General features: G+C 70.0%; 9 protein-coding genes. 4 read left to right on the forward strand and 5 right to left on the reverse strand.

Going from position 1 to position 13453, the window contains the following annotated elements; genetic code table 11:
- Nucleotides 1–11: 11 nt before the first annotated feature.
- Nucleotides 12–1544 (forward strand): carbohydrate ABC transporter permease, encoded by a 1533-nt coding sequence (locus L1280_RS08410; protein ID WP_253581655.1) that lies wholly within the window; start codon nucleotides 12–14, stop codon nucleotides 1542–1544.
- 45 nt (nucleotides 1545–1589) lie between these two features.
- Nucleotides 1590–3491, forward strand: coding sequence for a glycogen debranching N-terminal domain-containing protein (locus L1280_RS08415; protein WP_253581656.1), 1902 nt, complete (start codon nucleotides 1590–1592; stop codon nucleotides 3489–3491).
- 139 nt (nucleotides 3492–3630) lie between these two features.
- On the opposite strand, the gene L1280_RS15830 is transcribed toward L1280_RS08415, so the two are convergent.
- The 4 genes from L1280_RS15830 to L1280_RS08435 form a co-directional block, all read right to left on the reverse strand.
- A complete protein-coding gene (locus L1280_RS15830; RefSeq protein ID WP_371922898.1) occupies nucleotides 3631–3804 on the reverse strand; it encodes a hypothetical protein in 174 nt (57 codons plus the stop codon).
- Nucleotides 3805–4314: 510 nt separating this feature from the next.
- Nucleotides 4315–4971 carry a bifunctional 2-polyprenyl-6-hydroxyphenol methylase/3-demethylubiquinol 3-O-methyltransferase UbiG gene (locus tag L1280_RS08425; RefSeq protein ID WP_253581657.1) on the reverse strand — a complete coding sequence of 219 codons (657 nt, stop codon included), beginning with the start codon at nucleotides 4969–4971 and terminating at the stop codon, nucleotides 4315–4317.
- 106 nt (nucleotides 4972–5077) lie between these two features.
- On the reverse strand, nucleotides 5078–5782 hold the full coding sequence (locus tag L1280_RS08430; protein ID WP_253581658.1) for an NAD(P)/FAD-dependent oxidoreductase: 705 nt from the start codon (nucleotides 5780–5782) through the stop codon (nucleotides 5078–5080).
- On the reverse strand, nucleotides 5772–6233 hold the full coding sequence (locus L1280_RS08435; RefSeq protein WP_253581659.1) for an Rrf2 family transcriptional regulator: 462 nt from the start codon (nucleotides 6231–6233) through the stop codon (nucleotides 5772–5774). Before L1280_RS08435 ends, L1280_RS08430 begins: the two co-directional genes overlap by 11 nt.
- A gap of 241 nt (nucleotides 6234–6474) precedes the next feature.
- Here L1280_RS08435 and L1280_RS08440 point away from each other — a divergent pair, with 241 nt between their 5' ends.
- A complete protein-coding gene (locus L1280_RS08440; protein WP_253581660.1) occupies nucleotides 6475–7371 on the forward strand; it encodes a hypothetical protein in 897 nt (298 codons plus the stop codon).
- 218 nt (nucleotides 7372–7589) lie between these two features.
- Nucleotides 7590–11867, forward strand: coding sequence for a PAS domain S-box protein (locus tag L1280_RS08445; protein WP_253581661.1), 4278 nt, complete (start codon nucleotides 7590–7592; stop codon nucleotides 11865–11867).
- Nucleotides 11868–11901: 34 nt separating this feature from the next.
- Here L1280_RS08445 and L1280_RS08450 read toward each other — a convergent pair whose 3' ends face one another.
- Nucleotides 11902–13104 (reverse strand): ATP-binding protein, encoded by a 1203-nt coding sequence (locus tag L1280_RS08450; protein ID WP_253581662.1) that lies wholly within the window; start codon nucleotides 13102–13104, stop codon nucleotides 11902–11904.
- Nucleotides 13105–13453: the final 349 nt, after the last annotated feature.

Genomic DNA, 13453 nt, shown 5'->3' on the forward strand with positions numbered 1-13453 from the left:
CGGAGGCGACCATGACCGTCCTTCCCGCACCGCGCCGCGCCCGCGTGACCGACACCGGCGAGCGCTGGCTGGCCCGCCGCCGCTGGGCACGGGCCGGGTGGCTCTACGCCTTCATGCTGGTGATGAGCTTCTTTTTTCTGGGGCCTTTTCTGATGGGCGTGCTGAGCAGCTTCAAGGACGATCCCAACGAGTACCCGCCCCGGCTGATCATTCCGCAGCTCAGCGCCCGCTTCATCGGCGCGGCCTACGACCTCGGCGTGCAGGGGGGCGGCGGGGGCTGGCAGGGCGGGCTGTATCCCGGCCGCACCGTGGAGTTTGACGTGCAGGTGCGCTCCCCGCGCGGCACGCCGCCGACACCGCCCGCCGCCGCGCTGTTTCCCTACCAGCCCGTCAGCCTGGTGAGCATCACCCGCTTCGCGCAGGCCCGCGACTTCGCCCGGCTTTCGCTGACGCCCACCGGCACGAGCGGTGACGTGCGCTCGTACCGGGTCACGGTGGAATATCCGGCCCTGACCCGGCAGACCGGGCAGGTGGTGACCGCGCAGCTCGGTGCCCCCAGCGACCGCCTGACCGCGACCCTGGAGGATGGCCGGACAGTGCCCCTCACGCTGGACACCCCCGAGGCCCAGGCCGTGCAGTACACCCTGTCGCAGTACCAGCCCGTCGAACTGGTCGAGCGGGGCGGGGCGTACTTCCTGCGCGGCCCCCTCTTCGAGCGCACGCCCCTCCAGATCGACGTGCAGCGCGGGCAGGCGGTGGTGGGGGGAACCCTGCCGCCCTCCGACGAGCAGAACTTCGGGCGCTCGCTGGCCTACCGCAATGTCACGCCGGGCATCCTGGGCTACACCTTCAACAACTACCGCCGCGCCTTCAACGAGACCGCCAACCCCGCGACCGGGCGCAGCCTCTTTTTCACCTGGATGCTGAACACCTTCTTCTACGCCTTCTTGCGCGTCGCGGCGGCGATCGTGTTCTGCTCGCTGGCGGGGTACGCCCTGGCGCGGCTGCACTTTCCCGGCAAGACGCTGATCTTCCTGGCCTTTGTGCTGTTCGCGCAGATGGTGCCCAGTCAGGTCAATCTGGTGAGCAACTACGTGCTGCTCAACGACCTGGGGCTGCTGAACCTCTGGGGCCTGTGGCTGAACGGGCTGGTCGCGGCGGCGGGCGTCTTCCTGATGAAGCAGTTTTTCGAGGGGATGCCGCGCGAGCTGGAGGAATCGGCGGCCATCGATGGGGCGGGACCCTTCACGACCTTCTGGCGGGTGATGCTGCCGCAGGCGGGTCCGGCCCTGGTCGCGCTGGCGATCACCCAGTTTCAGGGGGCCTGGAACGACTTCTTCTGGCCGCTGGTGATTCTGCGCGAGAACACCGATTTCACGCTGACGGTCGGCCTGTCGAACTTCCGCGAGCTGTACGGCGGGCAGGGCGACTACGGCCTGATCCTGGCGGGCGCCGTGCTCAGCGCGATTCCGGTCATCATCGTGTTCGTGATCTTCCAGCGGTACTTCGTGGACACCGGGGCCGACAGCGCCGTCAAGGGCTGAGGCTTCCTCCTTCCCAGTTTCCGCTCCCACCCCCGAAAGAGGCCCATGCTGAGCACCCGCACCGTCCTGAAAGACAACGACCTGTACCTCGTGGGCGACCACCACTATCAGGTGGCCCACGGCGAGAGCGGCCTCTACCGCCGGGACACCCGCTTTCTCTCGCGCTACGAGTGGCGCTTGGGCGGCGAGCGTCCCCACCCGCTGGTGCTGCATGAGCGCTGGCCCTTCTGGCTGCGTGGGCAGTCGGCCAACGCGGACGTGGGCTACACCATGCACGCTGGGCTTACCCGCGACCTCACGGTGACCGGCACCGAACTGCGCGACCGGCTGCGGGTCACCCTCTATCAGCCGGGAGCCCGCCGCCTGAGCCTGCACCTCGGCGCCGACTTCGCCGACATGTTCGAGGTGCGCGGCTGGCCGGGAGGAATCGGCCCCCGCGACGTGCGGACCTGCCCGGTGCCGGGAGGGGTGGAGTTCGCCTATACCGCCGGGGACGGCCTGCGCTGCCGCACGCTCGTGCAGGCGACCCCCGAACCCACCTGGGACGGCGAGGCCCTGACCTGGGAGATCACGGAGACCACCGACGTGCAGGTCAGTGTTTTTCCCCTTCAGGGAGACGAGGACCCCACGCCGGGGGACCCCGGGGCGCTGGCCCGCGAGTACGCCGCCCTGAGCGTGCCGCTGACCCTGCCCGACCCCCGGGACCAGCGGGTGCTGGAGCGCAGCGTGCAGGACCTGCGCAGCCTGAGCTTTCAGACGGGGGCTGGTCCCTTTCCGGCGGCGGGCCTGCCGTGGTTCGTGGCCCCCTTCGGGCGCGACAGCCTGATCATCGCCCTGCTGACCCACCGGTATCTGCCGGACCTCGCCGTGACGGTCGCCCGGTACCTGGCGGCGAGGCAGGGCACCAAACTTGATCCCGTCACCCTGGAACAGCCCGGCAAGATTCTGCACGAGGAACGGGTCGGCGAACTCACCCGCCTGGGCCGCACGCCCCACCGCCCCTACTACGCGACCGCCGACGCCACACCGCTGTTCGTATGGTTGGTGGGCGAACTCAGCCGCGAGCGGCCCGACCTTGCGGGCGAGTTGCGCCCTCACTGGGAGGCGGCCCTGGCCTGGCTGACCACCTTCGGGGACCCCGACGGCGACGGGTTGATCGAGTACACGCCCGACCCCGGCGGCATCACCAACGCGGTGTGGAAAGACAGCGGCGACTCCACCTTCACGGAAGACGGGAAGGACGCCAGCGGCCACGTCGCGGTGATCGAGGTGCAGGGCTACGCCTACGCCGCCTACCTCGCCGCCGCCCGGATGTACCGCCTGTTGGGCGAGCCGGAGCGGGCCGGGGAGTGGGAGGGCCGCGCCGATTGCCTGCAGGCCACCTTCCAGCGGGCCTTCTGGTGGCCGGAGCGCGGCTATTACGTCCACGGCCTGAACGGCGACAAGCGGCCCCTGCGGGTGCTCGTGTCCAATCCGGCGCACACCCTCTGGACCGGCATCATCCCGCCCGAGTTCGCCCCGATGGTCGCCCGCACCGCCCTGGGCGACGAGCTGTGGAGCGGCTGGGGCATCCGCACGCTGGGGGTGAATGAGCCGCGCTACAACCCGGTCTCGTACCACAACGGCAGCGTGTGGCCGCACGACACCGCCGCCGCTGCCCTGGGCTTCGGGCGCTACGGCCTGCACCGGGAAGCGGCGCAGGTCGCCCGCGCCCTGTTCGACGCGGCCCGCTGGGCGCCGGACGCCCGGCTCAGTGAGTTGCTCGCGGGCTTCGGGCGCGACGACGGCCCCCCCGTGCCCTACCCGGCCGCCTGCCACCCCCAGGGCTGGGACGCCGCGATTCCGCTTGCGCTCGCGCACCTGCTGCCGGGAGGCGAAGAGCGGGGGAACTGGCCCCGTCCCCGCCGAAGTGGGCGCCAGTCTGACTGCGGTGCCCCGTTGGGTTGAAGGGAGAAACAGCGTCCCTTCAACTGGTCCGGCCACTGCTGACAGCGGTGGCCGAGCCGCCCGGGTGCGGCGGTCAGGGTGGAAGTCCTGGGGCGCGAGCACGAGGTCGGGCCGCACTTGGTCCAGCACCCGTGTCTGGTCAGCCTCCAGCGCCTGCCCGGTGTAGGGTGGTGAGCAGCCGCAGCAGGCCGCCGTCGGGGTAGCCCAGCATCCAGGTGCGCTCCGGGGGCACCCCCAGCCACGCCGCCGCCCGCGCCCGCTGAATCGTTCCCGCGCAGCACAGCGTCTCGTCGTCGGGGTACGGCGAGAGCACCAGCACCTGCTCGCCGGGCCGGAAGGGGGGTGCGGGCGGCGGGGCCGCGACCCGCGCCTGCTCCGCGCGGGAAAGCTGCCCCGCCGGGGGAGATGGATCTAGGCCACGAGCGCGGCGACGAAGACCGCTCCGGCTAGCAGCGGGGTACGGCGGCGCGGGGTGGGGGTGTGGCGTGCCCTGCTGCGGAAAGAGGAAGTCCCCAAAGGTCCTGTCCCCGCCACGCCCCAGACAGTTAATCAGCGTTAATAGACAAACCAGCTTGACCCCCGCCCCGCGCAAATCATCCCCCGTCTCTGTGCAGAGGCTCTTGCCTCCGCCCGCGTGACCAGCAGCGTCCCGACTGCGTGGACTGGGCCTCACCGAGTCTCCTCTGCCTACACCGGCGTGGGCCGGTTCCCTGTCCCTGATGCTGTGTAGACCTGCTCCCCCTGATCAAGCGTGAGCACGCGCCTGGCTGTCCTGGCGGTTTCAGCGATGGAAGCAAATCTGTATGCCTGGCAGGAAACCCGCTCAGCGTCCCCGCCGCCGGAGCACGATGATGTTGTCTTTGATGGTGCCTCCCTGCCCGTCCGGACTGGCCGCTTCGGTCACCGGGCGTTCCGGAGTTCCCAGGAAGACGAGGTCCCACCCGCCGAGATCGAGGCCGATGGCGCCGAGGGCTTCCTGTGCGCTGGGATACTCGACCTTGGACTCCCTCACCCAGGAGGGCGCCGAGGCGTGCTCGATCACCAGCAGCAGCCCGCCGGGCCGGACCGCCCCGGCCGCCCTCCGCAGCACTGCGTCTCGGGGAAAGGCCACCGGGGATTGCAGGTAGAGCGCGTAGACCAGATCGAATTGCCCTGCTGGAAAGCTCCGCTCCAAGTCGTGCTGTTCAAAGGAGGTGCAGGCGCTCACGCCCGTGTCGGCGGCGTGCCGGGCGGCGCGTTCCAGGGCTGTGGCCGAGATGACCACGCCAGTGACCCGCCAGCCCTGCCTGGCCAGCCACACGGCGCTGTTGCCCTCGCTGCATCCCAGGTCCAGGGTCGTGCCCGGCGTCAAGGAACGCACCCACCGCGCCAGAATGGCGTTGGGCCGCCCGGTCCAGGGCCGGGGGTGGTCGCGGTAGCGCTGCTCCCAGTAGGCCTGGGCGGTGGATGAAAGAGAAGGGGCTTCGGTTCGCTCATTCATTTTGGGTCCTCCGGAGGGTCGAGTGGTCGAAGAAGCACGCCACAGCGAACCGCCAAACGCGGCCCGCAGCACGTCCCGAGAGACAACAGGGTGGTGTGGGCTGCGCTCAGGCTGAGGCGACCCGCTCCAGCGCCGAAAGCGGCCCGAAGATCAGAGACTGGTGCAGGGAAGCCCCAGCGAGGACCCCATCGGCAGCCGCCATCGAGGCGTTGCCGATACCTGGCGTGAGGTCGCCCGCTGCGTACACGCCCGGCACGCTGGTCTGTTTGCCCGCGTCCGTCTGGATCAGCGGTCCCTGGGGGCCGTCCACGAAGGTGCACCCCAGTTGCTCGGCCAGATCACTCGCCGGGCGGATGCGGGAGGCCAGGAACAGGGCACCCACGCGGATCAGGCGACCGTCCGTGCCGTGGCAATACGGGCAGTGCAGCACCGTCTGTCCCCAACGCTCGGCCACACCCGGCAGGTCCGGTAACAGGTCCACCACGCCGTAGGCCAGCAGCAGCTTCCGGGCGTGCAGGGTCTCGCCAGAGGCCAGGGTGACGGCGAACGCGTCCCCGTCACGCCGGGCCTGGGCCGCCAGGGTGTCCAGCATCGTCACGTTGGGATACTGAGCGAGGTCGGCCCGGGCTTGGGCGATCATCTGACGGGGAGACTGCCTATCCTGACCAAAAAAGCCGTGCGAGTGGGAGGCAAAGCGGTTGCGGGGCCTTCCGCTGTCGAGGACACAGACGGGGCGACCACTGCGGGCAATCTGCACCGCGCCGGACAGTCCGGCATAGCTGCCGCCGACGATGAGAGCGTCATAGCGCATGGGGGTTCTCCTGGGGGGCGCAGAGGGAGAGTTGACGGCGCGAGTGAAAGTCGCTGGCCAGGGCGGCTAACGTCAGGGTCTGGAGCCGCGCGGTGATCCGGGCCTCGGCCTCCCGCAACGTGCCGTCCAGGGCCACGTTGACCGCCTGTTCGATCAGGCACGTCGGGTTCTGGGAGCGGTGGCCGATGGCAAAGAGCGTGGGCGACCCCAGCGCCCGGTACACGTCGAGCAGGGTGGTCCGGGCCGGGTCACAGGCGAGGCGCCAGCCGCCCCCATGCCCCTTCTCGGAGCTGACCAGCCCGGCGTCCCGCAAACCGGCCATCGTGCGGCGCACAACGACCGGGTTGCTGTTGAGCGCCGTGGCGAGCCGTCCGGATGGAATGGCCTCCTGGGATTCCATCAGGTGCAGCAGCAGATGGAGCACGCTGGAGAGTCGGCTGTCCAAGCTCATGACACATGAACTGTTACATGATGATCCAGTGGTGTCAAGGCCATTGCCTGATCAGCGAGAGCAGTCGCTGACCCGGTGGCCGGAGCTGAATGAAGGGTGCTGGAGTTTTTGCCTTGGCACTTGCTGGGGCGGAGGGAGTTGGCTCGAGTAGGGGAGGGGAAGAAAAGCAATGAAGCAAGTAGAGAGAAAGGCATTCGACAGGGGATTGTCTATTAACGTCGGTTATCTGGTATGCTGCCTCATGGACCTTTTGGATCACCGCGCGACGAAAATGCGGGCCGCGCTTGAGGAGGCGCGGCTGGACGAGCTGTTGCCCCAGGTGCGCGAGCAGCTTCCTGTGCCGCCCAGCACCGCGTTTACCCTGCTGAGCCTGATTTTCAGGGAGGCGGCGGCTGAGGGCATCAACCTGCTTGCCCCGCCGGAGGGGTTCCACGGCTGGCTGCTGCGGGCGGCCCGGCTCAACCACCGGGGGCCGGAGGCCAAGGCCAACACGGTCCGGCTGCGGCTGTCCCTGCTCAGCACCATCTACCAGCAGGCCATTCAGGCCGGGATTCTCGAGCGCAGCCCCCTGGAGGGTTTGCGGCGCCCCCCCGGGGAGCGGGCCGGGGTGCCGCTGCTGGGCCGGGAGCAGGTCGTGGCCCTACACGCGGCCACGCGCGGCGATCCCGCGCTGCACGCCGCCCTGGTCCTGATCGACGAGCACGCCTACCGGGTGCGTGAGCTGCTGCTCTTGCAGTGGGAGGAGTTTGACCTGGGCACCGGCGCGGCGCTGCGGCCCCACACCGTCACGCGCCTGAGTGACGCCGCACTCCGGGCCTTGCAAGCACTCCACCAGCAGGCCGGGGGGCTGTTCGCCCGCGGCAAGGTGTTTCCCTACAAGATCGAGCGCGACCTGCGGGCGGCCCTGCACGCCGCCTGCCGCCGGGCCGGGGTGCCCTACGCGCCTCCCGGCGACCTGCGCCGCGCCTCGCTGCGCGACCACGTGCACTCCACCCACAGCGCCGGATTCAGCGCCCAGACCGGCCAGGCCAACCTGGAACGCTCCACCCGGCTCGCCCAGGGGGTGGCTGCCGCCCTGGCGCCTGAGCATGAAAGAGTCCAAGGGGAGCAGTCAAGAATTCACACTAAGACAGATTAGTGTGAACGCGAGTGGTGGTCTGGGTGTGGGTGAGCGCCGTGCGAGCGGGGCGGCAAAGTCTCGAGTGAAAGGGTCAGCTCTCAGCCCGGGCACACCCGGCCTTCGGGTGGTACATCTGACCATCACGCGCATGGGGACCTTTCCCCGATGTTCGTAAGTGCTCCTGAACGCGGCCCTACATTGCCGTGGCCCGCACGTCCCTACACTGCGGTGCAGCTATGCCTGTGCGTCCCGATTCAAGCGCGGCCCCCTTCGACGTGCTGGTCCTGCTCTGTCCTGCCGAAGGGGTGGGGGCGCTGTCGGCGGTCTTTGCGGCCTTGCCTGCCCACCGGCCCGCCGTGCTGCTCGTGCCGCCTCCGGGAGGAGCAGTCCTGCGGCTGGACGAATGGAGCCGCCACCTCCCTCTGCCCGTGCGCCGCGCCGACCAGGGCACCCTGCTCCAACCGGGCGGCGTCTACCTGGCTCCCCCGCACGCGGTGCTGGAGGTGCGGCCGGGGGGGCGCTGCGCCGTCACGCCGCCGCAGGGCGACCTGGCTGCGGAGCGCCCACTCGACCGGCTGCTGGCCTCGCTGGCCGTCAGCTTCGGCGAGCGCACGCTGGCGGTCCTCCCGACGGACCGGGGCGGCGCCGCGGGGGCACGCGCCCTGCGCGGTGTGGGCGGCACGGTGCTGGAACTGGACCCGGCCGAAAGGCCGAACGCGGGGGGGCGGGTCGGGGGGGCGGGCCACGCCCTGGCACCGGGGGACCTGGGCCACGCGGTCGCCGGGTTGCTGGCGGGCCGCCCCCTTTCCCGCTTCCAGCCGCAGGGCCGGGGCACGGGGCTGGAGGAGCTCTGCGGCCCGCTGTTCACCTCGCTCGACGAGGGGGTCTGCCTGTTCGAGCGCCTGCCCCCCCGGCCGGACGGACGACGCGACTACCGCTACCTTGCCATGAACCCGGCGATGCAGGCGATGTTCGGTGTCCCGGACCTGAGCGGCCAATCCATCCGGGACACCTTCCCCGACGAGGCCGAGGCCTGGTACGACGATTACGACCGGGTGCTGGAGACGGGAGCGCCTCTGCGCGTCGAGCGCGAGTCGGCGCCGCAGGGAAAGGTGCTCGACATGTTCGTGACGCGGGTGGAGGGCGGCCCCGGCCCCCGGCTGCTCGCGGTCATGCGGGACGTCACCGGGCGCAAGCAGGCCGAGGCGGCGCTGCGCGAGAGCGAGGACCGGCTGGCCCGGGCCTTGGACGCGGGCGAGATCGGCGCGTGGGAACTGGACCTGCTCACGCTGGACGCTTGGCGTTCGCCGCAGCACGACCGCATCTTCGGGTACGCGACGCTCCTGCCCGAGTGGACCTACGAGATGTTCCTGGACCATGTCTTTCCCGAGGACCGGGACTGGGTGGATGCCCGCTTCCAGGAGGCCATCGCCCGCGCCGGACGCTGGGACTTCGAGTGCCGTATTCACCGCGCGGACGGTGAGGTGCGCTGGATCATGGCGCAGGGCCGGGTGGATCCTGGTGAGGCCGGTGGCCCTGGGCGCATGAAGGGCACGGTGCGCGACATCACCGCCCACAAGCAGGCCGAGGCCGCCCTGAGGACGAACGAGGAAAAGTACCGTGCGCTGTTCACCGAGATGGACGAGGCGTATGCGGTCGTCGAGGTCATGGCGGACGCGGCCGGGCGCTGGGCGGACTTCCTGTTCCTCGACGTCAACCCCGCGTTTCTGCGGCACACCGGGATGCCGTACCCCGTCGGGCGCACCGCCACCGAGCTGCTGGGCAGACCAAACCCACGATGGGCCGAACTCTACGGACGGGCGGTGGAGACGGGCGAGGCGATCCGGGTGGAGGAGCATGAACTTACGCTCGGGCGCGTCTTCGACCTGAACATCTTCCGACTGGGGGGCGAGGGGAGCCGCCGGGTCGCGGTGCTGTTCACCGACATCACGGAGCGGAAGCGCCGCGAAGCGAACCAGGAACTGTTGATGGAGATTTCCAGGGACCTCAGCCAGCCCTCCAGTGAGGAAGAACTCGTCCACACCGTCGGTGCCAAACTCGCGGCCCACCTGGGGTTGACCTGTTACCACTACGTGGACGTGGACGAGGACCGCGCCGAGGTCACCGTTCGCCACTTCTGGCATGCGCTGGATGTGCCGACCGTTCTGGGGACCTATCCCATCGACGGCTTCATGTCGCAAGGCGGGCTAAGTAACCTCCGCGCCGGGAAAACGTCGGTCATCAACGACGCCCAGAACGACCTGTCCGGTGACACGGCGGCGACGGCGGAGCTGAGGGCGGGGGCGGCCGCCCAGAAGATCGGCGCCTATGTCGCCGTTCCGTACAGCCAGGACGGAAGATGGAGAGCCTACCTTGCGGTCGCGGACAGCCGGGCGCGGCCGTGGACGGAGCCCGAGACCAGACTCGTCCAGGAGGTCGCCAGCAGGCTGTTCCCGCGCATCGAGCGTGCCCGCGCCGAGGAGGCGCGGCGCTCGTCGGAAGAGAAATACCGGACGCTGTTCGATGCGATGGCGGAGGGGTTTGCCGTCTGCGGTGTCATGCGTGACGCGGCCGGGCACGTCGTGGACCTCCGGTGTCTGGAGCTGAACCGGGCGCTGGAACAGCAGACGGGCCTGGACCGCCGGGCGGTGTTGGGGCGGCGGCTGTCCGAGGTGCTCCCGAAGACCGACCTGGAGCGGTGGCTTTCCATCTACACCGGGGTGATCGACAGCGGCGAGCCGGTCACCTTCGAGGAATACACGGAGTTGCTGGGCCGGTGGTTCGCCGTGAGCGTGTACCCGCGTGCGGGGGATGAGCTGAGCATCTTCTACCACGACGTCACCGGGCGCAAACGGGCCGAGGAGATTCTGCGGGCGAGCGAGGAGCGCCAGGCCTTCTTGCTGGCGCTGAGTGACAGGCTGCGCACGGAGGTGGACGCTCGCGCCATCGCCCTGACCTCGGTCAGCCTGCTCGCCGACCATCTGCACCTCGACCGCGCCTATGTCGCGCAGGTCAATAAGGACCGTGACCTGGCCGAAATCGGGCCGGAGTATCGGCGCCCGGACCTGGCTCCGGTCGAGGGCGTGCTCACCCTGTCCGATTTCCCCGAAGCGTTTGCGCAGGTCGAGAGGGCGACGCTGGTGCTGGGGGACACGGCCACCGACCCGGCGCTCTCCGAGCTGGACCGACGGGGCTTCGCCGCGCTGCGGATGGGTGCGCTGATGGTCGCTTCAGCGCGCAAGGGCACGCGCAATCCGGTCTGGGCGCTGCTGGTGGCCACCGAGAAGCCTCGGCGCTGGACGGCGGCCGAGGTCGCGCTCGTCGAGGAGGTCGCCGAGCGCACCTGGGCTGCCGTCGAGCGCACCCGCACCGAGGAAGCCCGCCGCGCCTCGGAAGCGCGGTTTCGCGCCGTCGCCAACCTGGTGCCTGACTTGCTGTGGGAAAGCCAGCCGGACGGCTTCACGTCCTGGTACAACCAGCGCTGGCTGGAGTACACCGGGCAGACCTCCGAGCAGGCGTCCGGCTGGGGCTGGGCCGACGCCATCCACCCCGAGGACCGTGAGCTGTCGGCGCAGCGCTACCGGCAGGCCACCCAGGCAGGCCAAGCGCTGCGTCAGGAACACCGCATCCGCCGCCACGACGGCGAGTACTGCTGGTTCGTGGTCAACATCTTCCCGGTCCGGGACGAACGCGGGCAGGTGGTCCGGATATACGGCGCGGCCACCGACATTCACGATCTGCGGGCGCTGAACACGGACCTCGAAGCGCGGGTGGCCGAGCGCACCCGCCGTCTGGCGGACCTGAACGCCGAACTGGGCAACGTGATCACCCGTACCGCCCACAACCTGGAAGCCCCGGCCCGGCGGCTGGGCCAGGCGCTGGACCCCGGACGCCCCTTCGGTCCGGAGGCCCTGGACACCCTGTCCTCCTATGATCCGTCGGCCCTCCGCGACGAGGTGACGCGGCTCCGGGGGATCGCCCAGGACCTGCGGCAACTCGCCCAGCTCGAGCAGCGGGGCGTGACCAAAGAACTTCTGCCGCTGGGAGAGCTGTTCGAGGAGGTGCGGGCCGAGGCCTCCACCACGCCGAGGGGCGCCCAGGTGCAGTGGTTGATTGACCCCCTCCCCATCGTGCGGGCAGACCGGGCCTTGCTGCGCCAAGCGCTGGAGGTGCTGACGACCTTCACCCTGAGTGAGACGCGCGGGGCGCGGTACGTGACCGTGGGCAGCCAGGAGGTGGAGGGAGAAGTGCAGATCATGGTGGAAGACGACGGCCTCGGCCTCACCGGCGAGGAGGCCGCGACGCTCTTTGACCTCGCGGTGCGGACGGATCAGAGTGTCCCCCTGCTGGAGGGCAGCGGCCTCTCGCAGGTGAGGCGCATCCTGGCCCGGCATGGCGGCTGGGCGTGGGCCGAAGCGCTGCGGACCCGCGGCAAAGTCGTCCTGGCGTTCCCCAGGGACGAACTGGTGAACAAACTCGAAGCTCTTTTCCGGCAGGACAACCCTGGGCCGTAAGGCCGAACGTGTCGGCCAGCACGGGCCGCCGACGTCACTTCTCGGCGGGAAGCTTGGGCCAGGCGAACCAGAACGTCGCCCCCTGGTCCACTTTGCCCTCGCCCCAGGCGCGGCCCCCGAAGCGCTCGCACAGCCGCCGCACCAGGGCGAGCCCGAGGCCCGTTCCCTCGTACAGGCCCGAGGCGTGCAAGCGCCCGAAGAGCTCGAAGGCCCGGTCCTTCTGGCGCATGTTGAAGCCCACCCCGTTGTCCTCGACCCCGATGCGGTACTCGGCGCTGTCCTCCTGCACCCGCACCCGCACCCGGGCGTGCTCGCAGGTCCGGGTAAACTTCAGGGCGTTGTGCACGTACTCGTGCAGGATGATCTGGAACGCCTGGCTGTCGCCGTACAGGGTCGGCAACGGCATGGCCGTGACCTGGACCCCGCGCTCGGTGAGCTGGTCTCCCACATCCTTGAGCACCTCGCGCAGGACCCGCCCCAGGTCCACCGGGCGCATCCGGGCACGCAAGAAACGCACCTGCATGTACTGCTTCATGGAGGACACCAGGCCCCGGGTCTGCTCCACCGCCTCCCGGACATGCAGCAGGTGCCCCGGCTGGTCCGGCTGCTGCTGGGCGAGCGTGAGGAAGCTCTGCGCCCGGGTGAGGGTGTGGTCCAGTTCCTGCCCCGACTTCAGCACGACCTGCTCGAACTCTTCTTGCAAGGCCCGGAGCTTGAGGCCCTGGTCTTGCAGTTGCGTGGCCTGGGCCTGCTGGGTGGCCCACAGCGCACGGTGGGCCAGCTTGAAGGCCGTCACGTCGGTCAGCGTGAGGTGGCACTGGGGCGCCTGGCCTTCACGGACGTGGAGCACGGCTTCCAGGGCCACGTCCAGCAGTTCGCCGTCGGGCCGGAGCAGCTGGCATTCGCTGGTCTGCCGCCCCCGCCCCGCAAACACCTGTGCCAGCACCACAGCGAACGAGGTCCGGGAAGAGGACTCCAGGAACCGGTTCAGGCTCCGGCCCTGGAGGACCGAGGGGGAAGTCCCCAGCAGGGCGGCCCCCCGCGCGTTGACGTCCAGAATCTGGCCCTGCTCGGTGAGCAGCAGCGCCGCTCCCGGACTGTGCTGAAACAGCGCCTGGGCCTGGCTCAGGGCCGACTGAAGCTCCAGCACCTGGGCTTCGAGGGCCTGGAGGCGGGCTCCGAGAGTCGCGGGGGAGGCCAGGTGAAGTTCAGTCGTTGGGGAGGAGTCATGGGTCATGGATTACCTGGGGGGCGGCGGTGGCGGTGGGAGACCCCATTCTACCGCAGCGGCCTGTGCGCCCGCTGAAGCATTGTCAGGTCCACGTGCCCCTCTCCCCTGCCCCGACCTGGGGGCCGTGGCTGGGGGTCCGTGCCCAGGAGCCTCGCGGGCCTCGCACGGCGTCCGGCGCAGCCGCGACGAACACGGTTGCCGGGCACAGGAGCTCCCGAGGTTGCGGCCAGCGCAAAGCCCACCGCCTCCTTCCGCGCTGCTCGCCCGTGCGGGGACGGCGGCGGACCCCCGGCGACCGCCGCCGTCCCCGCTTTACACTGAAGCCATGTCACGCGCTGACTCCCCGGCGGCGGCG

The sequence above is a fragment of the Deinococcus sp. HSC-46F16 genome (assembly GCF_024171495.1).
In the GTDB taxonomy this organism is placed as follows: Bacteria; Deinococcota; Deinococci; order Deinococcales; family Deinococcaceae; genus Deinococcus.

Coding starts and splice junctions, on each gene's coding strand:
- L1280_RS08410 (WP_253581655.1), top strand. CDS start 12: ATGACCGTCCTTCCCGCACCGCGCCGCGCCCGCGTGACCGACACCGGC.
- L1280_RS08430 (WP_253581658.1), bottom strand. CDS start 5,782: ATGCGCTATGACGCTCTCATCGTCGGCGGCAGCTATGCCGGACTGTCC.
- L1280_RS08425 (WP_253581657.1), bottom strand. CDS start 4,971: ATGAATGAGCGAACCGAAGCCCCTTCTCTTTCATCCACCGCCCAGGCC.
- L1280_RS08435 (WP_253581659.1), bottom strand. CDS start 6,233: ATGAGCTTGGACAGCCGACTCTCCAGCGTGCTCCATCTGCTGCTGCAC.
- L1280_RS08415 (WP_253581656.1), top strand. CDS start 1,590: ATGCTGAGCACCCGCACCGTCCTGAAAGACAACGACCTGTACCTCGTG.
- L1280_RS08440 (WP_253581660.1), top strand. CDS start 6,475: ATGGACCTTTTGGATCACCGCGCGACGAAAATGCGGGCCGCGCTTGAG.
- L1280_RS08450 (WP_253581662.1), bottom strand. CDS start 13,104: ATGACCCATGACTCCTCCCCAACGACTGAACTTCACCTGGCCTCCCCC.
- L1280_RS08445 (WP_253581661.1), top strand. CDS start 7,590: ATGCCTGTGCGTCCCGATTCAAGCGCGGCCCCCTTCGACGTGCTGGTC.